20 protein-coding genes are annotated in these 18,894 nt (G+C 65.6%); 10 read left to right on the forward strand and 10 right to left on the reverse strand.

The annotated features are described in order from the left end of the window. The first annotated feature begins 4 nt into the window (after positions 1-4). Together ACTRWG_RS12535 and ACTRWG_RS12540 are read left to right on the forward strand one after the other, a co-directional pair. Positions 5-703 (forward strand): molecular chaperone DjiA, encoded by a 699-nt coding sequence (locus tag ACTRWG_RS12535; RefSeq protein ID WP_027238149.1) that lies wholly within the window; start codon positions 5-7, stop codon positions 701-703. Continuing rightward, on the forward strand, positions 684-1,679 hold the full coding sequence (locus tag ACTRWG_RS12540) for an endonuclease/exonuclease/phosphatase family protein (RefSeq protein WP_462829392.1): 996 nt from the start codon (positions 684-686) through the stop codon (positions 1,677-1,679). The genes ACTRWG_RS12535 and ACTRWG_RS12540 overlap by 20 nt, the downstream gene beginning before the upstream one ends. 56 nt (positions 1,680-1,735) lie before the next feature. Here the strand turns inward: ACTRWG_RS12540 and ACTRWG_RS12545 are convergent, their stop codons facing one another. Next, a complete protein-coding gene (locus ACTRWG_RS12545) occupies positions 1,736-2,785 on the reverse strand; it encodes a hypothetical protein (RefSeq protein ID WP_462829382.1) in 1,050 nt (349 codons plus the stop codon). A 185-nt stretch (positions 2,786-2,970) separates the two neighbouring features. Between ACTRWG_RS12545 and ACTRWG_RS12550 the strand changes: the two genes are divergently transcribed. Next, on the forward strand, positions 2,971-3,351 hold the full coding sequence (locus ACTRWG_RS12550) for a hypothetical protein (RefSeq protein ID WP_259958901.1): 381 nt from the start codon (positions 2,971-2,973) through the stop codon (positions 3,349-3,351). Between the two features lie 29 nt (positions 3,352-3,380). Here the strand turns inward: ACTRWG_RS12550 and ACTRWG_RS12555 are convergent, their stop codons facing one another. The 4 genes from ACTRWG_RS12555 to ACTRWG_RS12570 all read right to left on the reverse strand — a co-directional run bounded on the left by ACTRWG_RS12555 (position 3,381) and on the right by ACTRWG_RS12570 (position 8,396). Then, the gene (locus ACTRWG_RS12555; RefSeq protein WP_027238145.1) at positions 3,381-4,967 is read right to left on the reverse strand and encodes a Ppx/GppA family phosphatase; all 1,587 of its coding nucleotides are present in this window, start codon (positions 4,965-4,967) and stop codon (positions 3,381-3,383) included. 52 nt (positions 4,968-5,019) lie between these two features. Next, positions 5,020-5,727 (reverse strand): HdaA/DnaA family protein, encoded by a 708-nt coding sequence (locus tag ACTRWG_RS12560; protein ID WP_027238144.1) that lies wholly within the window; start codon positions 5,725-5,727, stop codon positions 5,020-5,022. 5 nt (positions 5,728-5,732) lie between these two features. Then, positions 5,733-6,806 (reverse strand): AI-2E family transporter, encoded by a 1,074-nt coding sequence (locus tag ACTRWG_RS12565; protein WP_027238143.1) that lies wholly within the window; start codon positions 6,804-6,806, stop codon positions 5,733-5,735. A gap of 225 nt (positions 6,807-7,031) precedes the next feature. Beyond that, a complete protein-coding gene (locus tag ACTRWG_RS12570; protein WP_027238142.1) occupies positions 7,032-8,396 on the reverse strand; it encodes an FAD-dependent oxidoreductase in 1,365 nt (454 codons plus the stop codon). A gap of 335 nt (positions 8,397-8,731) precedes the next feature. Between ACTRWG_RS12570 and proS the strand changes: the two genes are divergently transcribed. The 6 genes from proS to ACTRWG_RS12600 all read left to right on the forward strand — a co-directional run bounded on the left by proS (position 8,732) and on the right by ACTRWG_RS12600 (position 14,276). Next, positions 8,732-10,090: a proline--tRNA ligase gene (proS, locus tag ACTRWG_RS12575; protein WP_027238141.1), complete on the forward strand. Its 1,359-nt coding sequence runs from the start codon at positions 8,732-8,734 to the stop codon at positions 10,088-10,090. A gap of 139 nt (positions 10,091-10,229) precedes the next feature. Continuing rightward, positions 10,230-10,745, forward strand: coding sequence for a carboxymuconolactone decarboxylase family protein (locus ACTRWG_RS12580; RefSeq protein ID WP_027238140.1), 516 nt, complete (start codon positions 10,230-10,232; stop codon positions 10,743-10,745). Positions 10,746-11,071: 326 nt separating this feature from the next. Further along, complete coding sequence (locus tag ACTRWG_RS12585; RefSeq protein ID WP_027238139.1) at positions 11,072-12,358, forward strand: lipoprotein-releasing ABC transporter permease subunit; 1,287 nt, start codon at positions 11,072-11,074, stop codon at positions 12,356-12,358. Further along, positions 12,351-13,034 carry an ABC transporter ATP-binding protein gene (locus ACTRWG_RS12590; RefSeq protein ID WP_027238138.1) on the forward strand — a complete coding sequence of 228 codons (684 nt, stop codon included), beginning with the start codon at positions 12,351-12,353 and terminating at the stop codon, positions 13,032-13,034. Before ACTRWG_RS12585 ends, ACTRWG_RS12590 begins: the two co-directional genes overlap by 8 nt. 134 nt (positions 13,035-13,168) lie before the next feature. Then, positions 13,169-13,813: an efflux RND transporter periplasmic adaptor subunit gene (locus ACTRWG_RS12595; protein ID WP_259958909.1), complete on the forward strand. Its 645-nt coding sequence runs from the start codon at positions 13,169-13,171 to the stop codon at positions 13,811-13,813. A gap of 139 nt (positions 13,814-13,952) precedes the next feature. Continuing rightward, positions 13,953-14,276 (forward strand): bactofilin family protein, encoded by a 324-nt coding sequence (locus ACTRWG_RS12600; RefSeq protein ID WP_027238136.1) that lies wholly within the window; start codon positions 13,953-13,955, stop codon positions 14,274-14,276. Here the strand turns inward: ACTRWG_RS12600 and ACTRWG_RS12605 are convergent. Next, positions 14,273-15,094 carry a class I SAM-dependent methyltransferase gene (locus ACTRWG_RS12605; protein ID WP_462829383.1) on the reverse strand — a complete coding sequence of 274 codons (822 nt, stop codon included), beginning with the start codon at positions 15,092-15,094 and terminating at the stop codon, positions 14,273-14,275. The genes ACTRWG_RS12600 and ACTRWG_RS12605 overlap by 4 nt on opposite strands. Before the next feature lie 97 nt (positions 15,095-15,191). On the opposite strand from ACTRWG_RS12605, the gene ACTRWG_RS12610 reads away from it, so the two are divergent. Continuing rightward, positions 15,192-15,533 carry a zinc ribbon domain-containing protein YjdM gene (locus tag ACTRWG_RS12610; RefSeq protein ID WP_027238134.1) on the forward strand — a complete coding sequence of 114 codons (342 nt, stop codon included), beginning with the start codon at positions 15,192-15,194 and terminating at the stop codon, positions 15,531-15,533. Here the strand turns inward: ACTRWG_RS12610 and ACTRWG_RS12615 are convergent. The 4 genes from ACTRWG_RS12615 to ACTRWG_RS12630 form a co-directional block, all read right to left on the reverse strand. Continuing rightward, positions 15,530-15,964: a DMT family transporter gene (locus tag ACTRWG_RS12615; RefSeq protein ID WP_027238133.1), complete on the reverse strand. Its 435-nt coding sequence runs from the start codon at positions 15,962-15,964 to the stop codon at positions 15,530-15,532. The genes ACTRWG_RS12610 and ACTRWG_RS12615 overlap by 4 nt on opposite strands. A gap of 152 nt (positions 15,965-16,116) precedes the next feature. Next, entirely contained in the window at positions 16,117-16,797 is a 681-nt protein-coding gene (locus ACTRWG_RS12620) for a hypothetical protein (RefSeq protein WP_027238132.1), read from the reverse strand. Positions 16,798-16,812: 15 nt separating this feature from the next. After that, on the reverse strand, positions 16,813-17,469 hold the full coding sequence (locus ACTRWG_RS12625) for a DNA-3-methyladenine glycosylase I (protein ID WP_027238131.1): 657 nt from the start codon (positions 17,467-17,469) through the stop codon (positions 16,813-16,815). Between the two features lie 30 nt (positions 17,470-17,499). Continuing rightward, entirely contained in the window at positions 17,500-18,261 is a 762-nt protein-coding gene (locus ACTRWG_RS12630; RefSeq protein ID WP_027238130.1) for a hypothetical protein, read from the reverse strand. Between the last annotated feature and the right edge of the window lie 633 nt (positions 18,262-18,894).

An 18,894-nucleotide genomic window follows, 5' to 3' on the forward strand; every position in this document is an offset into this window, starting at 1 on the left:
CTCCATGTCACTTTGGACCCGCATATCCGACGCGCTGGCCGCGCTTGCCGCAGGCGAAAGCCTCAGCGAAGTCTTCGACCGCCTGCGCGCCCCGCCCGAACGCACCGTGGCCTTTGCCATTGCCGTTATTGCGCTTGGCGCCAAGATGGCCAAGGCCGACGGCCAGGTCACGCGGGACGAGGTCACAGCCTTCCGCGAGGTGTTCCAGATCGCCCGCGATGACGAGGCCGGCGCGGCGCGGGTTTTTGACATGGCGCGCACCGACGTTGCGGGCTACCAGGAATACGCCCGCCGCATCCAGAAGATGTTTGCCAACGACCCCACCACCCTGTGCGACCTGATGGAGGGGCTGTTTCACATCGCCATGGCGGACGGGTTCTACCACCCCGGCGAAAACGAGTTTCTGGAGGAGGTGAGCCGCATCTTCGGCCAATCCCCGCAGCAGTTCCAGGCCCTGCGCGCGCGCTTCGTGCCGGATGCGCCCAAGGATCCCTATACGGTGCTGGGCGTCTCTCCGGACATGCCGCGCGAGGAGATCCGCAAGCACTGGCGCAAGCTGGTGCGCGACACCCACCCGGATGCGATGATCGCCCGCGGGGTGCCGGAGGAAGCGGTGCGGCTGGCGGAAAAGCGGATGATCGACATCAACCGCGCCTGGGATGAAATCAGCGGGTGCGGCGGCAATGCGGCTGGCCACGTATAATATCGAATGGTTCGCCTACCTGTTCGACAAGAACGACCGGCTGATGCTGGACGGCAAGCCGTCCGGTGTGCACGGGGTGGACCGCTACACCCAGGGACGGGCGATTGCCCATGTGCTGCGCCGACTGGATGCCGATGCCGTGATGGTGATCGAAGCCCCTAATACGGGACGCACCCAGCGCACCACCCGCGCGCTGGAGGCGTTCGCAGCGGAGGCGGGCCTGCGCGCGCGCGAAGCGGTCAGCGGGTTTCCCAATGACACCCATCAGGAAATCGCGCTGCTCTATGATCCCGATGCGCTGGATGCGGTGCATGACGCCCGCGCCAGCGCCGCCGCGCCGCAGTTCAACGGCGCGTTCGAGATCGACCTCGACGTGGACGACCATCTGGACACGGTCGCGTTTTCCAAGCCGCCGCTGGAGCTGGCCGTCACCACCCGCGGCGGCACCGCGCTGCGGATGATCGGCGCGCATCTGAAGTCCAAGGCGCCGCACGGGGCCAACGGGCCGGAGGAGATCACCGCGCTGTCAATCGCCAACCAGCGCAAGCAGCTGGCGCAGGCGAACTGGCTGCACCGGCGGGTGGCGGAACATGCGGCGGCGGGAGAGCATGTGATCGTTCTGGGCGATCTGAATGACGGCCCCGGCGCCGACGAATACGAAAAGCATTTCGGCCAGTCCTCGATCGAGATCGTGCTGGGCGACCTGCTGAACGACCCCCATGCACAATCCCTGCTGCAGCCGCGCGCCACCTCGCTGCCCAGCACCTCGCGGTTCTACAACCCTGACAGCAAACGCTATTTCCCGGCGCTGCTGGACTATGTGATGATCTCGCACAGCCTGATGCGCTTTGACCCGCAGTGGCGGATCTGGCACCCGTTCGACGACGCCGAATGCTACGCCGACGAGGAGCTGCGCGACGCGCTGCTCAACGCCTCCGACCACTTCCCGGTGACGCTGGACATTGCGCTGGAGTGAGGGGGCGGAGGCCGGGGCGGGCTGTATTCCAAGGCTATGTCACCGCCAAAAAGAGCTTATTCAGCGATGGTTGTCGTGACGATCACTTCAGCCGCCGCAACGTCTCCGATACGATCCCAGGCTTCTTCAGGAACATCCAAGTCTGCGGCCTTCTCCACAAAATCTGCATCTTCTGACGCAAACAGCCGTTCCCTGTACCGGGTGAGGCTTTCTTCAGGCTGGTCGAGTCTTTCCCATAGCGACCAGATTTCTTTTTTGATGTCTGCCAGCAGGCCGGGCTCTTCGCCCGAAATATAGCTTTCGATCAACGCTTCCAGCTCCGCCCAGGTTTCCAGATTATTCTGAGCCAGCGCATAATAGTCCATCAAGGCGCGGCGGCTGATAAAGGCGGACTGCACAGCGATGCTGCCTTCCGGGCGAAGATGGGCAATGACGGATGTTGTGCTGGTGCTCGCATCCACTTCGCCGGTAACTTCCACGGGCAGCCCTCTGGGTGTCAGCTTGGCGCTGGCGTCAATCCCGGCTGCAATTTCGCTGTCGATTGCCTGCTGCGTGATCAGTTTGCCGGTGAATACGGACGACACCAGCAGTCCGGGGCCCATTGGAATGCTGGCAGGCGGAAAAAGTGCCTCGCAGTCAGCACTATCCCCCGTAGGGGACACCAATTCGATTGCACCGGCCATCGGGTAAGCCAGGGAGGTTCTCACCAGTACCGACTGGACGCTCCTGCGAACATTCCTGTTGAATTGAGCCTCGGCGGAAGCAGGGATCCCGTAAACACTTGCGCTCCCCCCAAGACCCAAGGCAACCGCCGATTTCCGCGACAGCGAAACTGATACGGATTCTGTCGTGCTGTCTTCCTCAATCTCAAGTCCCGGGTAGCATTTAGCGCTTTCGAACAGCCGCTGTTCATCCTGGATGCGGATGACTTCACCAACTTCCACGTCGTACCGGAGGTGCAGAGGCATGGCCTTGAAATGAGAAAAAGCCGTGCGCGCAAAGGACGCCCGAAGCTTTGTCAGTGCCTCGGCTATTTCACTTGCTTGAACCGCAGCAGGGGAAACGGCGAGGACCAAAGTTAATAGGGAAACCCAAAGGGAGCGCATGAAGTGGTCTCCTTGTACAAATAACATACCAAGTCAGATTACACTAATTTGTAGTGGCTTAGTATCTATAAGGTTGTGCCAGTGACAAAGTGCTCTGACTGTTTGCGGGCCGAGAACACGCCCGGCCCGGCACCCTTTCCCGCCCCCCTCTGTTCGCGCGGCGCGGGTGGCCCTATATTAGCCCCATGAAACAGATCCTTCTGCCCGCCGCCCTCATTGCCCTCCTCTCCAGCCCGCTTGCCGCCCAGGACGCGGACGCGGAGGACAGCGGACCCTCGCTGATGGAGCGCGGGGCGGAGCTGTTCTGGGAGGGCTTGCGCCAGGAGATGGCGCCGGCGCTGGAGGGCCTGCAGGGCATGATGGAGGAAGCCGGTCCCTCGATGGCTGAGTTCCTGTCGCAAATGGGGCCTGCGCTGGCCGGTATCGCCAAGGAGGTGGAGGACTGGAGCGCCTATGAGCTGCCCGAGATCCTGCCCAACGGCGATATTATCATCCGCAAGAAACCCAAGGACAACGTGCCCGCCGACAAGGAAACAGCCGAAGAGGAAGGCGTCACCGAGATCTGACGCCCGCCGCCCGGGTTATGCCGCCTGGGTTATTCTGCCCCGGACTCCGTGTCCGGCGGCGGGGCGGGCTTGCTGAACTTCAGCTCAATCTCCGCCTCCAGGGCTTTGGCCAGCGATTTCAGCCGCGCCTCCGCAACTTCGCCGTAAAGCGGCCGCGCCGCGCCCGGCAGCTCCACGTGCAGAACCCGCTTGCGCGGCTGCCAGCGCAGCGATCCGATATCGCCGTTTCCGGTCATCATCATCATGGCGCCGAACCGCATCGCCTTGCCCAGCACCTCGGCTTCGTGCTGGTCTTTTTCGTCCAATAGCCCGTAAAGGTATTCGAATGAGCTGCCCTGCCGCTTGTTGCTGTAGCGGTGCAGCAGCGCCAGCCCCAGGAACACCCGCTCCGAATGTTTGAGCCCGCCCAGGTTGGCGCGGGTGGCGTTGTCGAAACAGACCTCGGCGCGGTAGTCGGGATGCGCCCGCCAGCTGACGTCATGCAGCAGGCAGGCGGCCTTGACCAGCCGCCGCTTGCTGTGGCGGGCGCCGCTGAACAGGGGGCTCACGAAATCAAAGAGCGTCTTGCCGAAACCGGGGACGCGCGCGTCCTTCATCTCGGCAAAGCGCGACGCCTCGATCAGCGGATCGCGGGCGCGCAGCCGCTGCGGCATCTGCTCGTACAGCAGCCCCTCGCGGATGCCATAGCTGGACACTGCAATGTCCTTGGGCTTGAAGGTCTTGATCAGCCGGGTCAGCACGTCGATGGCATAGGGCACCAGCGACATCCGGCTCGAGGAGACGCCGCAGGCCTCGCGCAGCTTGTCCAGGCTGCGGGTCTCGATATAGCGGGCGGTTTCGCGCACGTCCTTGGCGGTCATCCGGTATTCGTGCAGCACCTTCAGCGGATAGCCGCGCCGGTGCATGTCGATGCGGGCAATGGCGCGCCAGCTGCCGCCGACCAGGAACAGCCGGTCGCGCTGGGTGCCCATCTCTTCCTTCAGCTGCTCGATGACAGTCTTGATGTACTCCTTGCGGCCCTTGCGGCCGCCCTTGACGTCGCGCAGCTTCAGCGGCCCCAGCGGCGAGGTCACCCGGCGGCCGACGGTGTTTTCCTGGATCTCCGCCAGTTCCATCGAGGAGCCGCCGATATCGCAGACCAGCCCATAGGCACCGGGCCAGCCCAAGAGCACCCCCTGCGCCGACAGCCGCGCCTCCTCGCGCCCGTCGATCACGTGGATCTTGAGGCCGGTCTCGCGCAGCACTTCTTCGCAGAACTCCGGCCCGTCCTCGGCGTCGCGCACCGCGGCGGTGGCCACCGCGGACAGGGGCGGCAGCCCCATGCCCTTGGCCAGGTACTGGAACCGGTGCAAGGCCGACAGGGCGCGGGCGCGGCCCTCGGGGTTCAGGCGGCCCGATTCCGACAGGCCCGCGCCAAGCGCGCACATGATCTTTTCGTTGTAGAAATAGGCCGGGCTGCGGGCGGCGCCGTCGAACACCACCAGGCGGACCGAGTTGGAGCCGACATCGACCACCCCCACCCGGGACAGCGCCCGGGCGCCGGGATCGTGGAAAATCGGACGCCCGAAGGGGCCCCAATCGGTGCTGGCGGCGGCGGGGTCCTGGGTCACGGTCATGAGGGCTCCGTCTTGCAATCCGCGGTCAGGATCGCCGAAGGGCGGGCAGGGGTCAACCGCTTGCGGCTGCGTCATTTTCCGTGCCCTCTTCGCGGATCTCCGACAGCGCCCGCACCGCCAGAGGGCGGGACAGGCTGCGTTTTTCGGCCAGCGACAGGTGGTCCAGCCGCCGCACGATCTGCGCCGCGGCGGCAAAGGAGCGGTCCATATGCGCCACCAGATAGGGAATCACATCCGGCTTGGGGGTGATCTGGCGGTCGTTGAACAGCTTGGCCAGCACCACCGCCAAAAGCTGGTCGTCCGGCGGCTGCAGCTCTGCATGGGTGGCGGCCTGCACCCGGCTTTGCAGATCGGGCAGGCTGAGACCCCATAGGTTCGGCGCGGGCTGGCCGGTCATCACCAGCGCATGGCCCTGCGCCAGCACCAGGTTGTGCAGGTGGAAGAGGGCGTTCTGCCGTTCAGGGTCGCAGGCGATCTGCGGCACGTCCTCCACCGCGATGGGGCCGTGCGCCAGCTGCGGCACCGCCTCCGCCGTCAGCTCTGCCGCAGGAATGATGCGGGCGCCGGTCTGGCTGGCCCAGACATGCACCAGATGCGACTTGCCGGCGCCCTTGGGGCCGGTCAGCACCAGCTTGCCGCTGGGCCAGGCGAACTGCGGGTCCAGAAGCGCCACCGCCATCGCATTGGAGGGCGCGACAAAGAAATCCTCCCGCCCCAGCGCCGGTTTCGCCGGGAGATCAAAGCTCAGCTGCTGTGCCATCTGGTTCAGTCCGTTTCCGCGTCCCGGTGGCCCTGGCCCTGATACAGGCGGCTGTCCAGGTACTGCTCGGTCACAAAGCGGGCAACCACCCCCAGCGCTGCCGCCACCGGCACCGCGATCAGCATCCCGACAAAGCCGAACAGGGCGCCGAACACCGACAGCGCCAGCAGCAGCCAGACCGGGTGCAGCCCGACCGAGTCGCCCACCAGCTTGGGGGTCAGCAAGTTGCCCTCGACCACCTGGCCGACGACAAAAATCAGCGCCACCAGCCCGATCGAGATCCAATCGCCCCAGAACTGGAACAGCGCCAGCCCGATCGCCAGCGCGCCGCCGATCAGCGCGCCAAGGTAGGGAATGAAGGTGACCAGCCCGGCGATAAAGCCGACGGCGAGGCCGAAGTTCAGCCCGACCAGCATCAGCGCCACGGCATAGTAGGTGCCCAGAATCAGGCACACCGTGCCCATGCCGCGGATAAAGGAGGCCAGCGCCGCGTCGATGTCACGGGCCAGGCGGCGGATCACCGGCTGGTGGTCGCGCGGCAGCAGCTCGTCGATGCGGGCGATCATCCGGTCCCAATCCAGCAGCAGATAGACCGCCACCACCGGCACGATCACCAAAAGCACCACCACATTCAGCAGCGACACCGCGGAGCCTGCCACCGATTGCAGCACCTGCACCGCGCGCGATTGCAGGGTTTCGGCCAGGGCGGTGATTGCCTGATGCACGCGGCTGTCCTGTTCAAACACCGCCGGGAAGCGCTCATTGACGAAGCTGCGCGCATCGCCGATCAGCTTGGGCACCACGTTGAACAGGTCGATCATCTGATAGATCAGCGTCGGCACCACCAGCAGAATCACCAGCACGAACACCACCAGCGTGCCCACCGTGATGGTGGCGGTGGCGCCCGCGCGGCTCATGCCCCAGGCCTCCAGCCGGTCGGCAATCGGGTCGATCATATAGGCAATCGCGGCGCCCAGGATGAAGGGCAGCAGCACATGGCCAAGCGACCACATCACCACGGCAAAGACCAGGGCGGCAACGCCCCAGTATTTCAACTGTTTCTTTGCTGGTAGCGCCATGTTCAGACAACCCGCCCTTGGCCTGTTTGGTTCAGGATCCTTGGCGGTAGTCTTCCCTGATGGGGCAGGCGCTTGCAAGGGGCGCGGGCAAATCGCCTGTGGGCAAGGCGGGGATAAGGCGCAAAAGGCCGGGGGCAAATTCTGGATAGCCTCAGCCGTGCCGCGGGCTGCTGGCGTTCAACCTTCTGCTGCGGACCGCGCCCCGCGCCGGGGCGCGGTCCCTTATCAGTGAATTCTCACCCCTTGGCGCTGCAGCTCCCGCTGCAGATCGGAAATGTTCACTGCGTCAAACCCGCAGCCCGATTTCACCGACAGCGCCGCGGCGATGCCTGCGCCCTGTCCTGCAACGGCGCAGCAGGCCATGTTGCGGGTCGCCGCATGGGCGATCTTGCCGCCGCCGATGGCGCGGCCGGTGACCAGCAGCCCCTCCACCCCCTTCGGCAGCATCGACCGGTAGGGGATCTGCATGTAACGCCCTGTGGTCGGCAGGATCAGCACGCCGTAGCCGTCGATGAACTCCGGATAGATGCCGATGGTGTCCTCGAACCGGCCCTGATTGCGGGTCTCATCCTCGGTGATGTTGTGATGCGCGTCGATCTTGCGGGTGTCGCGGATGCCGATGGTCATGCCGAAGTTCCGCAGGCGCGCGCCTTCGCAGCCCGGCGTGTAGGCGCGCAGCGCGTCAATCGCGTGCATCGCCTGCTTGCGCCCCTCGATCTCGCCCTTGGTCATGCTGTCGGGGTCGGTGCCGTCGATGCCCGCCAGATGCACCAGGTTCATATAGGTCATCTCGCCGCTGTCATGCACCGCGCCCCAGGTGCCGCCGATGGTGTTCAGATGCGCCGGGATCACCCCGTCGCGGATCGCTTGCGAAAACGGCTTGGCCAGGAAGGGAGAGAACATCCCGTCCTCCTTGCCATCGGTCTCCACCTGCCATTCGCCGGTTGACCAGTTGGCATAGGTCTGCGGATCGGCCTTCACGCCCTCCATGAACTTCTGCTTGTCGACGCCTGCGATGTGAAACATCACGCTGGCCGCCTGCATCTGCTCGACCGGGGTTTTGACGGTCGGCGCGCCCATCATATGGGCGATGTCGGCGTCGCCGGTGGCGTCGATCACCCGTTTCGCCAGAATGGCCTCGCGGCCCGCCTTGCTCTCGACGATGACGCCGGTGATCCGGTTGCCCTCGCGGATCGGCGCCACGAACACCCGGTGCAGCATCGGGTGGATGCCGGCCTCCTCGACCAGTTTGTCCGCCACCAGCTTGAAGCCCTCGCTGTCCAGTTCATAGGACAGCGACTGGCTCTCCGGCACCGCCGCGCCCATCGCCTTGGCGCGTTCCTCGAACTCCCAGCCGATGCCGCCGGCCTCCACTGTTTCCTCGTGCCGGTACCAGGCAAAGCCCTCGACGCCGACGGTGGTGATATTGCCGCCAAAGCAGCCGAAGCGGTCCAGGAGGGTAACCTCCACCCCCGCCCGCGCCGCCGCCAAGGCCGCCGCCAGCCCGCCGGGGCCGGAGCCCACCACCAGCACCTCGGTTTCGTGGATGACCGGAATCTCGCGCGCCGGCTCATGGATGGTTCTGGTCACGTCTCTCTCCCCACGGACTCTTTGCGCCCCGGTCTGTCCGGGGCGTTTCCGCTAACACTTCCGAATCTTGAATGACGATTCAAGTTCTTTTGCGCCGGGGTGTTCCAAAAACGACATGCAGGGAGGAGCATTTTTCTGGGCCGTGCCGCGCAGCGGCACGGCCCGCGCCTGACCTTGTGTTCCGGTGGGGGCGCTGCGGCCCGGCGCCTTTAGCTTCATCCGGGGGAACTCGGCCCCTGCGGATTGGACCCCCCCGCCACCTCCGCCCTTGCCCGCACTCCTCACACCCACTAAACCGGGCGGGAACGAGAACCCACATCACCGATGGAGCCAAGATGCGCCTGTCCCGCTATTTTCTGCCGGTTCTGAAAGAGAACCCCTCGGAAGCCCAGATCGTCAGCCACCGGCTGATGCTGCGCGCCGGGATGATCAAGCAATCCTCCGCCGGGATCTATTCCTGGCTGCCGCTGGGCTTCAAGGTGCTGAAGAAGATCGAAAGCATCGTCCATGACGAGCAGATCCGCGCGGGCCACATCCCGATGCTGATGGCCACCATGCAGCCCGCCGACCTGTGGCGCGAGTCCGGCCGCTATGACGACTACGGCCAGGAGATGCTGCGCATCAAGGACCGCCACGACCGCGACATGCTGTTCGGCCCCACCAACGAGGAGATGATCACCGACATCTTCCGCGCCCATGTGTCCTCCTACAAGGACCTGCCGCTGACCATGTACCAGGTGCAGTGGAAGTTCCGCGACGAGATCCGCCCGCGCTTCGGCGTGATGCGGGGGCGCGAGTTCTACATGAAGGACGGCTACAACTTCGACCTCAGCAAGGAAGACGCGCTGCACGCCTACAACCGCCACCTGGTCAGCTACCTGCGCACCTATGAGCGCATGGGCCTGCAGGCGATCCCGATGCGCGCCGACGGCGGCCCGATCGGCGGCGATTACACCCACGAATTCCTGGTGCTGGCCGAAACCGGCGAGTCCGAGGTGTTCTATGACTCTGCGGTGACCGACCTCACCTTCGGCGACCGCGACATCGACTATGACAGCGTCGAGCAGTGCCAGGCGGTGCTGGAGGAATTCACATCCCGCTACGCCCGCACCGACGAGACCCACGACGAGGTGGTGTTCCAGGAGCAGGTTCCGGAAGAGCGCCGCCGCTTTGCCCGCGGCATCGAGGTGGGGCAGATCTTCTACTTCGGCACCAAGTATTCCGAGTCGATGGGCGCCACCGTGCAGGGCCCCGACGGCAAGCCGGTGCCGGTCCACATGGGCAGCCACGGCATTGGCGTCTCGCGCCTGCTGGGCGCCATCATTGAGGCCAGCCACGACGACAAGGGCATCATCTGGCCCGAGGGCGTGACCCCGTTCCACTGCGGTATCGTCAACCTCAAGCAGGGCGATGACGAGGCGGATGCCGCCTGCAACCAGCTCTATGCGGCGCTGAGCGCGGCCGGGCTGGATCCGCTCTATGATGACCGCAACGAGCGTGCGGGCGGCAAGTTTGCCACCATGGACCTGATTGGTCTGCCCTGGCGCATCACCGTCGGTCCGCGGGGCCTGAAGAACGGCGTGGTGGAACTGACCTCCCGCCGCACCGGCGAAAGCGAAGAGCTGAGCCCGGAAGAGGCGGTCAAGAAGGTGGTTGCCATCTACGAGAAGCACCGCACCGGCCGCGGGTTCTGAGCCGGTCCGGAAGTCAGGGAACAAAAGCCCCGCTGGCAAAAGCTGGCGGGGTTTCCTTATGCCAGGCAGGGCAGCGGACCGCTGACTGCGCACGGCCTTGCTGCTAGCCTTGTCATGATTCCAAGCGGGCGGAGCGCAAATGGCCAAATTCAGCGGTATAGAAGCGGACAGCGGGCTGACGCATGTGCTGTCATCCTTTCCGCGCAATTCCGAACAGCTCATGCGCCTGCTGGACAGCATCATGTGCGGCAGCGGCGCCCTGCCGCGGGGCGAGCGAGAGGCAATTGCTGCCTATGTCTCCGGTCTGAACGGTGTGGCTTACTGCGTCCATTTCCACAGTCTGTTCTCCGAGGTGTTCTGCTGCAGCCCGGCGGCGGCACAGGACCGGATCAGGCCCCTGCTGGACTATGCCCGCGCCCTGCACGCCGGAAAGGACGATGGCATCTCTCAGGCTTTTGCCGCCGCCATGGACGCGGGCTGGAGCGAGGCCGCGCTTTATGAGGTGGTTGAGGTCTGCGGCGTCTTCAGCTTTATCAACACCATCGTCAAGGCTGCCGGGCTGGCCGCGCCGGGACAGGCGCCGGACCCGCGGCCAACGGCAGAGGAGCTGGAAAACTCCTATTCCGCGATGGCGGCGGCGGTGCGCGGTAACTAGGTCTTTACACGGCGGAAATCGCCGCCAGCGCAACGGCGCCCGCGGGCGGATGGGGCAGGCAAGACGCGCTCATCCCGGGTATCGGCAGGCCCGCCGCCAGTGCCCGCCAGGCACCGGTCAGCAGTAACAGGCAGAGAACCCGGTGCTGCCGCCAAGAGTTTTAGGAAAAACTCTTGGCAAATCTTTTCCTTAAAAAGATTTCCGCGTGCGGCGGCGGCCTGAACCTGCCGCGGCAGGCGGATATCCGGGCGGATATGCAACCGCACCTTGACCCCGCGCGTTATGCAGCACAGGTTGCAGGCAAATTTCCCGGGCAGGACCCCCACATGGCCACGACACCACCGCCGTTTTCCCGTTTCGAATGGATCATCGCCTGGCGCTACTTGCGCGCCCGCAAGGCCGAGGGCGGGGTCAGCGTGATGACCTGGATCAGCCTGATCGGCATCACCCTTGCGGTCTTTGCGCTGATTGCCACGCTGGCGGTGCGCTCCGGCTTCCGGTCGGAATTCGTTGGCACCATCCTGGGCGCCAACGCCCATGTGACCCTCTATTCCTATGGCGAGGTGAACGAGGCGGGCGTGCTGGACCGCTCGCTGAAGGATTACGAGGCGCTGGCGGAGACCGTGGCTGCGGTGCCGGGCGTCACCCGCGCCGCGCCGCTGGTCAAGGGGCAGGTGATGGCAAACCTGCGCCAGCGCAATGCGGGCGTCGAGGTCTATGGCATCTCCGCCGCTGACATCCAGGGCATCCCGGGCGTGGCCCAAAGCGAAGAGGCCGTGGGCGATCTGGCCCGCTTCGAAGACGGCATCGCCATCGGCTCCGGCGTCGCGCGGGAGCTGGGGGTCTCGGTCGGGGACAAGATCAAGCTGATCTCGCCCAATGGCGTCAAAACCGCCTTTGGCACCAGCCCGCGGGTCAACGCCTATGAGGTGGTCTATGTCTTCACCGCCGGGCGCTGGGACATCGACCGCACCCGGGTCTACCTGCCGTTTGCCGAGGCGCAGGCCTTTTTCAACCGCGAAGGCATCGCGGATGAGATCGAGGTGATGGTGGAAGATCCCGAAAACGTTGACGCAATGGCGCTGGCGATCCAGCAGGCGGCGGGCGGCACCGCGGGTGTGTGGACCTGGCGCGATGCCTCCGGCGGCTTCCTGCGGGCGCTGGAGGTCGAGGACAACGTGATGTTCATCATCCTTTCGATCCTTGTATTGATCGCGGCGATGAACATCGTCTCGGGCCTGATCATGCTGGTCAAGAACAAGGGCCGCGACATCGGCATCCTGCGCACCATCGGCCTCAGCGAAGGGTCTATCATGCGGGTGTTCTTCATCTGCGGCGCCTTCACCGGCGTGATCGGCACCATCTGCGGCGTGGTGCTGGGCTGCCTGTTTGCGCTTTATATCGACCCGATCTTCTCCTTTGTGAACTACGTCATGGGCGGCGGTGTCTGGGATCCGTCGATCCGCGGCATCTATGCTCTGCCGGCACAGCTGCGGCTGGCGGATGTGGTCTCGGCCACGGCGCTGTCCTTGGGGCTGTCGTTCTTCGTGACCATTTTCCCGGCCCGCCGCGCGGCGCGCCTCAACCCGGTGGAGGCACTGCGCTATGAGTGAGATCACGCTGGAGCTGAAGGGGATCACCAAATCCTACCTGACCGGCACGCCGGGGCAGGTCGACGTGTTGCGCGGTGCGGATCTGAGCCTGCAGGCGGGCGAGGTCGTGGCGCTGGTGGCACCGTCCGGTGCGGGCAAGTCGACGCTCTTGCACATCGCAGGGCTTCTGGACACGCCGGACGCGGGCGAGGTGCACGTGGCGGGCGAGGACGTGACCCGCAAGGGCGACCGCCGCCGCACCCGGGTGCGCCGCCAAGAGGTTGGCTTTGTCTACCAGTTCCACCACCTGCTGCCGGAGTTTTCGGCGCTGGAGAACATCGTGCTGCCGCAACTGGCGAATGGCGCCTCGCAGAAGGCCGCGGTGTCGCGGGCGGCGGATCTTTTGGGCACTGTCGGCCTTGCAGGGCGCGCCGATCACCGTCCGGCGGCGCTGTCGGGCGGCGAGCAGCAGCGGGTCGCCTTCTGCCGGGCGCTGGCCAATGCGCCGCGGGTGCTGCTGGCGGATGAGCCGACCGGGAACCTGGACCCCGGCACCTCCGACCAGGTGTTTGCGGCGCTGATGGAGCTGGTGCGCGGCACGGGCCTGTCGGCGCTGATCGCCACCCACAACTTGGAGCTGGCGGCGCGGATGGACCGGCAGGTGAAGCTGGAGAACGGGCTGCTGGTGCCGGTTTAGGCGGGGCAGTGCCAGCCTGTTGATGTTCCACCATCACGCCCGGAACAAGGCACGTAGCGCCGCCGGGCGATTTGACCCAGGCTGTAGCGCTGGTTCACAGTGGCCTCGTAGGGTTCCAGTGACGGTGGGTTCAGATGCAGAAAACGGTCTCGGTCCTGAAGGATCTGGTGGTGCTGTTGCGCGATATGTCGGTGATTGCGCTGTTTGCGGTCTTCCTGCTGTTTCCGCAGACGCTGAACGGCATTCTGGTCAGCGCGGGGTTTGAGGAGGGCAGCTTTGCCGGCTTCAAGTGGAAATCCAAGCTGGTCGAATACGACGCCGCCGTGGCCGAGCTGCAGACCGCGCTGGCGGAGGCGCAGAAGGTGAACGCCCGGCTGACGCAGGCGCTGCAGGCCGCCGGGGGCGGCACCGGGGAGCTGGAGCGCGAGGCCGAGCTGGTACAGCAGGACGCCGCCGTGGCGCTGGAGGCGGCCAGCAAGACGGTGGCAGGCAATCAGCAGCTGGTCGAACAGGCCCGTGCCCAGCTGCAGGAGGAAGCGATCCGCTATTGCTATCAGGAGGACAGCGGCAAGAAAGGGCCGCAGGCCTATCTGGTGGCCTGTCACAGCACGCCGGAACGCTGCGAGCGGGCCAAGGAGAACCCGGCCACAAGATCCTCGCCCTGCGCGGCGCTGGACATGAACAGCGCGCCCTGGCAGCCCAGCCCGGGCGGGTTCTGGGGGTCGCTCTACCAATACAGCGCCGCGCCGCTGCCAGCCCCCTTTCCGCAGGTGGAGTAGACCCGCAGCAGGGCGGGGCGGCGGAACCTTGCCTGCCAGGCCGGGGCAGCTTTGGCCCTGGGACGGCAGTTTGCTATCTGCTGTTCAAATTGGCCCGGGCGGGCTAGGCTGTCCGGGGATGCGCAGAAAGGGCTGAGACGTGGTGAATTCGGTAATCGAAAAAGATGTGACGGTCGAAGGCAATATCACCTCCAGCAAAGGCAGCGTCGAGGTCCGCGGCCGCGTCGTGGGGGATGTGTCGGCGCAGGCGGTGACGGTGCTGGAAGGCGGCACCGTCGATGGCGCGCTGAGCGCCAAGTCTGTCACCGTGGAGGGCATCTACAGCGGCAAGATCCAATGCGAGGACCTGCAGCTGGCGGCCAGCTCTCAGGTGCAGGCGGATGTGTCGGCGCAAAGCATGTCGACCGAAAGCGGCGCCCAGCTGCAGGGCAATATCAAGGTCAGCGGCAAGTCGGCCTCCTAAGCCGCGCAGAGGAAGCTGCAGGTCAGCATCCGCCGCTCGCGCAGGGCGCGCAGCTGGTTTTGAACCATCTCATTGTAGCTGGTGCCGAACAGCAGCTTGGCGGTAACCGGCACCGCCTCCGCGGTACCGCCGCTTGCGGTCCGCTGCTCCAGCCAGCGCAGGCTGTCATGTGTTGAATCGATGGTTTTCAGCAGTGTGAACCCGGCTCCCCGCAACAGGGTTTGCATCTCCTGCGGGGTGGCCAAGTGGCTGATTGACGGCTCCGCCGCCCAAGGCGCGGGGTACAGCATGGCCCCGCCTTCGCCCTGCAGAATATCATAGGCAACAAAACTCCCGCCCGGCCGCAAAACCCGCCGCGCCTCAGTATACATCCGGTCTTTGCGGGGGATGTTCATGGCCGCGTGCGCCGTGATGGCGCCATCAAAGGCACCGTCCGCAAACGGCAGGCTTGTTGCGTCGCCTTGAACAAACTCCGTTTGATCTGACATGCCAAGCCAGCCGGAAATCTCTGCCGCCGCTGCGCACAGTTCCGGCGTCAGGTCGATGCCAGTGACATGGCAGCCGGCTGTTTCCGCAAGGGTCCGTGCAACGCCGCCAAGCCCTGCGCCGATGTCGAGCACCTTGGACGACGCTGTCAGCTGCATGAGTGAAGCCAGTTCCAGAGTTGCGGCCCGGCCGCGGAAGTGGAATTCATCCACCGCCTCGAAATCGGCGGGCGTGAGGCTTGAGGGCTCCAGCCCCTTGGCGCGCAGCGCCCCGGCGATCCGGTCCGCCAGGCTGCCGCTGCCGCTGTAATGTTTTTTCACACCGCCGGTCATGATCCTGGCCCTCCGCTGGTCCGGGGCAGTCTAGCACAGTCGGGCCCGGGCGGATCTGTCTCTGGCCTTGCGCCGGGTTCCGGGCTATTGGCGGGGCATGACTGATACCTTGCCGCCGTGCCCCGAATGTTCCTCTGCCTATACTTATCAGGTGGATGCCCTGCTGATCTGCCCCGAATGCGCCCATGAATGGGCGGCCGGGGAGGCCGCGGGCGAGGCCAAGGAGGTGCGCGACAGCGTTGGCAATGTGCTGGCGGACGGCGACACCGTGACGGTTATCAAGGATCTGAAGCTGAAGGGCACGTCCTCGGTCATCAAGGTCGGCACCAAGGTGCGCGGCATCCGGCTGGTGGATGGTGACCACGACATCGACTGCAAGGTGCCGGGGGTGGGGCCGATCGGGCTGAAATCGCAGTTCGTGAAGAAAGTGTCCGGTTAGGCCATCTGGGTGATCCAGACCCCCAGCGCCATCACCGAAATTCCTGCGGCGCGGGTGAGCGTCAGCGGGCTGACCTGGGCGCCGAACCAGCCGAAATGGTCGATGGCGGCGGCGGAGATCAGCTGGCCGATCAGCACGAAGAACACCGCGTTGCCGACGCCGAAATGCGGCGCCACATGGGTGATCGACAAGACGTAGAAGGCCACCAGCACACCGGCCAGCAGCAGGTGCTTGGGTGCGGCGGGGATTTGCGCCAGGGCCTGCGGGCCGGAGATCAGCGCATAAAGGATGGTGGCAACCAGCGCGATCAGGAACAGCACCACCGCGGCCGAGGCGGGGGAGCCGATCAGCTTGCCGAGCGCAGCGTTCAGCGCCGCCAGCACCGGGATGCCAAGGCCTGCGGCCAGCATGATGAGGGCGTATTGGGTCATGGTGCGGCTCCTGCAGGGGTGTCAGCAAAGTTGTGGCCGCAACCCTGGTGGTAAGACAAGTGCAACGTTGCGGCGCGGCGCCGGAATCCGGCCTGGATTCCGGCCACAAAAACCGATTGTCTTAGCCGTTTTCCGCGGCGGAAAACGGCGGGTCAATTGCAGATGCCGTCCAGCTCTGCCCCCTTCCACGGCAGGTAGACATCGCTTTCGCGGCTTTGCGGCAGCGGGCTGACCGGCATCGCGGCGGCCAGCATGCTGTGCAGCCGTCTGGTGCGCGCGGCTTGCGGGGCCAGGGCGCGGCAGCAGACGTATTCCTCCATGATTGCGCCTTGCTGTTCAAATCCGTAGGCGAGGTAGTCGGCCTCCCCCTCCAGGTCGAACAGGTAGGGGTCGCGGTCCGGGCCGTGCTCTGCCGCTGCCCGCAGCGGGGAATACCCTGTGCGGCCGCGGTTCTGCCATTGCCAGACGTGGGTGGCCTCATGCGCCAGCAGCATCGCCTCCACCAGGTGCAGCCGCTGCGGGTATTCCGGCAGGTAGTTGTCCACGTACCACTCCCGGGTGAAGAAGATCCGGTTGAACAGGGCGACGGCGGCGGGTTTGGTGGTGATGATCTCGTCCCTGACCGGGGGCAGGATGCGCTCGCGGCAGGTGACGCGGGGCCGCGGGGTGCGGCGCAGGGTGACAGGCCCCAGGGGGGCGCCGTCCACGACGCGGACCCTGTCCGGGTTCAGGCTGGTCCCGTGCAGGGTGCCCAGATAGGCGCGCTCTGTCTCTGTCAGCGGGCGGCCGCAGGCGGCGAGGAGCAGGAGCGCGAGGAGCAGGCAGCGGATCATGGGCATCGCCTCAGCTCAGCAGCTCAGCGCCAGCACGCGGCTGATTTCGGTGAGCGAGCGGCCCGACTGCTGCATCCATTCGTTGAAGGCCGCCTGCACCGCTTTCAGCGCGGTTTTGGAGGCGGCGGGCTTGTCGATCACACCCTCGGCGATCAGCCGGGCGGTGACGTCCTGGCTGAGGATGAAGCTGTCGCGGCCGGCAAAGCGCATGGCGTATTGGCCGGTGTTGCCGCCCAGACGGCTGCCGCGTTTCTTGAGCATCTCCAAAAGACCGGTGTAGTCGGCGGAGGGCCAGCCGCCCAGCACCTGGCCTGCGCCGCCCTGGTCGCGGAGTTCCATCAGGAAGGCGGCGTTTGCGCGCACTGTGGCCAGTTTGGCGCCGTTGCGGACCACGCGGGTGTCGCTGAGGATCCGGTCGAATTCATCCTCGCTCATGAAGGCGCAGGCGCCGGGGTCGAAGCCGTGGAAGACCTCCTCGAAGCCGTCCCATTTCGCCTCGATCACTTTCCAGTTGAAGCCCGCCTGGAAGATGCATTTGGTCATCACGGACAGCCAGCGGTCCTCGGGCAGCTCCGTCACATCGGGATCGGGTTTGCTGAGCTTTGCCTCCAGCGCCTCCGGCCCGCCGTGGCGGTCTGCGGAAATGGCGTGGATCTCGTCAAAGCTGCGCATGGGCGGGGTCCTGTTGGCGGTCCGGTCAGGTTAGCGGGGGCGGCGCAGCTCGACAATGGATTTGCCGAGGCGGAAGGGGGCGGCGAAGCTGACCAGGCACAGCGCGATGATCTGCAAGACCAGGATATGGGCGTTGTCCTGCAGGTATTCCCACTCGTCCTTGAGCTTGGACACATGGGCGATGAGGTCGTCATAGGCCCGCGCGATGATCAGGTAGTCGCCGGCGATGGCGGGCACCTTGCGGCGCATGTTGTCGACCGCGGCCTGGGCGGGTTCGTCGAGCGAGGTGAAAACCAGAAACGCCGCGGGGTCAAAGGCGCTGGCCTGGGCTTCCATTTCCGACATCTCCTCCATCCCGCTGCGGCTGCCGAACAGGAAGCTGAGGCCCTGCAGGGGCGCGACTTCATCGGTGACCGCGATGAACAGCGGCAGTTCGGCGTTGCCCGCAGTGGAAGCCGACAGGAATTCGACCTTTTCGCACAGCACCGCGATGTCGGCGTCATAGGCGGGGTCGCAGAAGCGCAGGCGGAAGCGGGCGGCGTCACGGTCGAAGGCCGCGGTGGCGGCATAGGCGATGTCGATCTGGCGTTCGAGCTTGGAGCTGTCGGCGGCGTAAATGCCGGAGATCACCGCCACCAGCGCGCCGAAGCCGCCCAAGACCACCCAGACGAGGTCCGCCAGTTTCCAGGCGCGGTGGCCTGCGGGTTTGCGGAACAGAAAGGCGGTGCCGATGAGGCCGGTGAGGAAGAACAGGATCAGCAGGGGCAGCTGGTTGTCCGCGATGAAGCTCATGACCGTTCCCGTGCTGTGAATGCCTGGCCTAACCTTAGGAACGGACAGGGGTTTCAGGCAACAGCCCTCACGAAGCTGTCACCGGATGCGCGGGTTCGGCCGGGCGGGAGGGCATCCCTGTCCGGTGGCTGGCTGTCTGGGGCCGGTGGGCCGTTATGCTGCTTGGCCGTGTCGTGCTGGCCGGTTAAGAGGTGGCGGCGCCGCCAGATGGCGGAGGGCCGGCGGGGGTCGCAAGCCCCCATGTCCGCTCGAAAGCTCTCGTTTTGCGGAGACCCCCTGCACCCGATGAAGATGTGGTCTTGGGGGTTCCCGTATCTCCTGGTGGTGCGGGGTGTCAGCCCGCACCGGTGTCGCGACGCATTGGAGTATGGCAGAGCGGGGTTAAGGGCGCGCAAGCGGGGCGTGCGGTGGATTGGGGTTTGGCGCAACGGGTGCGAGCCGTCTTGACCGGGTCGCTTGCGGCCCGGTCTGCGCCTGCCTGCCCGTCAAACCGGAGGTTTGCCTCCGGCAAAACGGACAGGCGCATTCGCGCCCGCCCAGGCAGGTGCAGACCTATCGTGGGATGCCTCCGGCGGGAGTATTTTGCAAAGGTGAATAGGGGCGCGGTGTGCCCCCTTGGGGCGTGGCGCGCAG

This window comes from Leisingera sp. G5_S3_59_S7 (genome assembly GCF_054968485.1).

Bases quoted from the DNA above. Each gene is read 5' to 3' on its own strand.
- ACTRWG_RS12620 (WP_027238132.1), bottom strand. From the start codon at position 16,797: ATGATCCGCTGCCTGCTCCTCGCGCTCCTGCTCCTCGCCGCCTGCGGC.
- ACTRWG_RS12630 (WP_027238130.1), bottom strand. From the start codon at position 18,261: ATGAGCTTCATCGCGGACAACCAGCTGCCCCTGCTGATCCTGTTCTTC.
- ACTRWG_RS12540 (WP_462829392.1), top strand. From the start codon at position 684: ATGCGGCTGGCCACGTATAATATCGAATGGTTCGCCTACCTGTTCGAC.
- ACTRWG_RS12615 (WP_027238133.1), bottom strand. From the start codon at position 15,964: ATGACCCAATACGCCCTCATCATGCTGGCCGCAGGCCTTGGCATCCCG.
- ACTRWG_RS12545 (WP_462829382.1), bottom strand. From the start codon at position 2,785: ATGCGCTCCCTTTGGGTTTCCCTATTAACTTTGGTCCTCGCCGTTTCC.
- ACTRWG_RS12550 (WP_259958901.1), top strand. From the start codon at position 2,971: ATGAAACAGATCCTTCTGCCCGCCGCCCTCATTGCCCTCCTCTCCAGC.
- ACTRWG_RS12560 (WP_027238144.1), bottom strand. From the start codon at position 5,727: ATGGCACAGCAGCTGAGCTTTGATCTCCCGGCGAAACCGGCGCTGGGG.
- ACTRWG_RS12565 (WP_027238143.1), bottom strand. From the start codon at position 6,806: ATGGCGCTACCAGCAAAGAAACAGTTGAAATACTGGGGCGTTGCCGCC.
- ACTRWG_RS12595 (WP_259958909.1), top strand. From the start codon at position 13,169: ATGCAGAAAACGGTCTCGGTCCTGAAGGATCTGGTGGTGCTGTTGCGC.
- ACTRWG_RS12535 (WP_027238149.1), top strand. From the start codon at position 5: ATGTCACTTTGGACCCGCATATCCGACGCGCTGGCCGCGCTTGCCGCA.
- proS (WP_027238141.1), top strand. From the start codon at position 8,732: ATGCGCCTGTCCCGCTATTTTCTGCCGGTTCTGAAAGAGAACCCCTCG.
- ACTRWG_RS12555 (WP_027238145.1), bottom strand. From the start codon at position 4,967: ATGACCGTGACCCAGGACCCCGCCGCCGCCAGCACCGATTGGGGCCCC.
- ACTRWG_RS12610 (WP_027238134.1), top strand. From the start codon at position 15,192: ATGACTGATACCTTGCCGCCGTGCCCCGAATGTTCCTCTGCCTATACT.
- ACTRWG_RS12625 (WP_027238131.1), bottom strand. From the start codon at position 17,469: ATGCGCAGCTTTGACGAGATCCACGCCATTTCCGCAGACCGCCACGGC.
- ACTRWG_RS12590 (WP_027238138.1), top strand. From the start codon at position 12,351: ATGAGTGAGATCACGCTGGAGCTGAAGGGGATCACCAAATCCTACCTG.
- ACTRWG_RS12585 (WP_027238139.1), top strand. From the start codon at position 11,072: ATGGCCACGACACCACCGCCGTTTTCCCGTTTCGAATGGATCATCGCC.
- ACTRWG_RS12580 (WP_027238140.1), top strand. From the start codon at position 10,230: ATGGCCAAATTCAGCGGTATAGAAGCGGACAGCGGGCTGACGCATGTG.
- ACTRWG_RS12605 (WP_462829383.1), bottom strand. From the start codon at position 15,094: ATGACCGGCGGTGTGAAAAAACATTACAGCGGCAGCGGCAGCCTGGCG.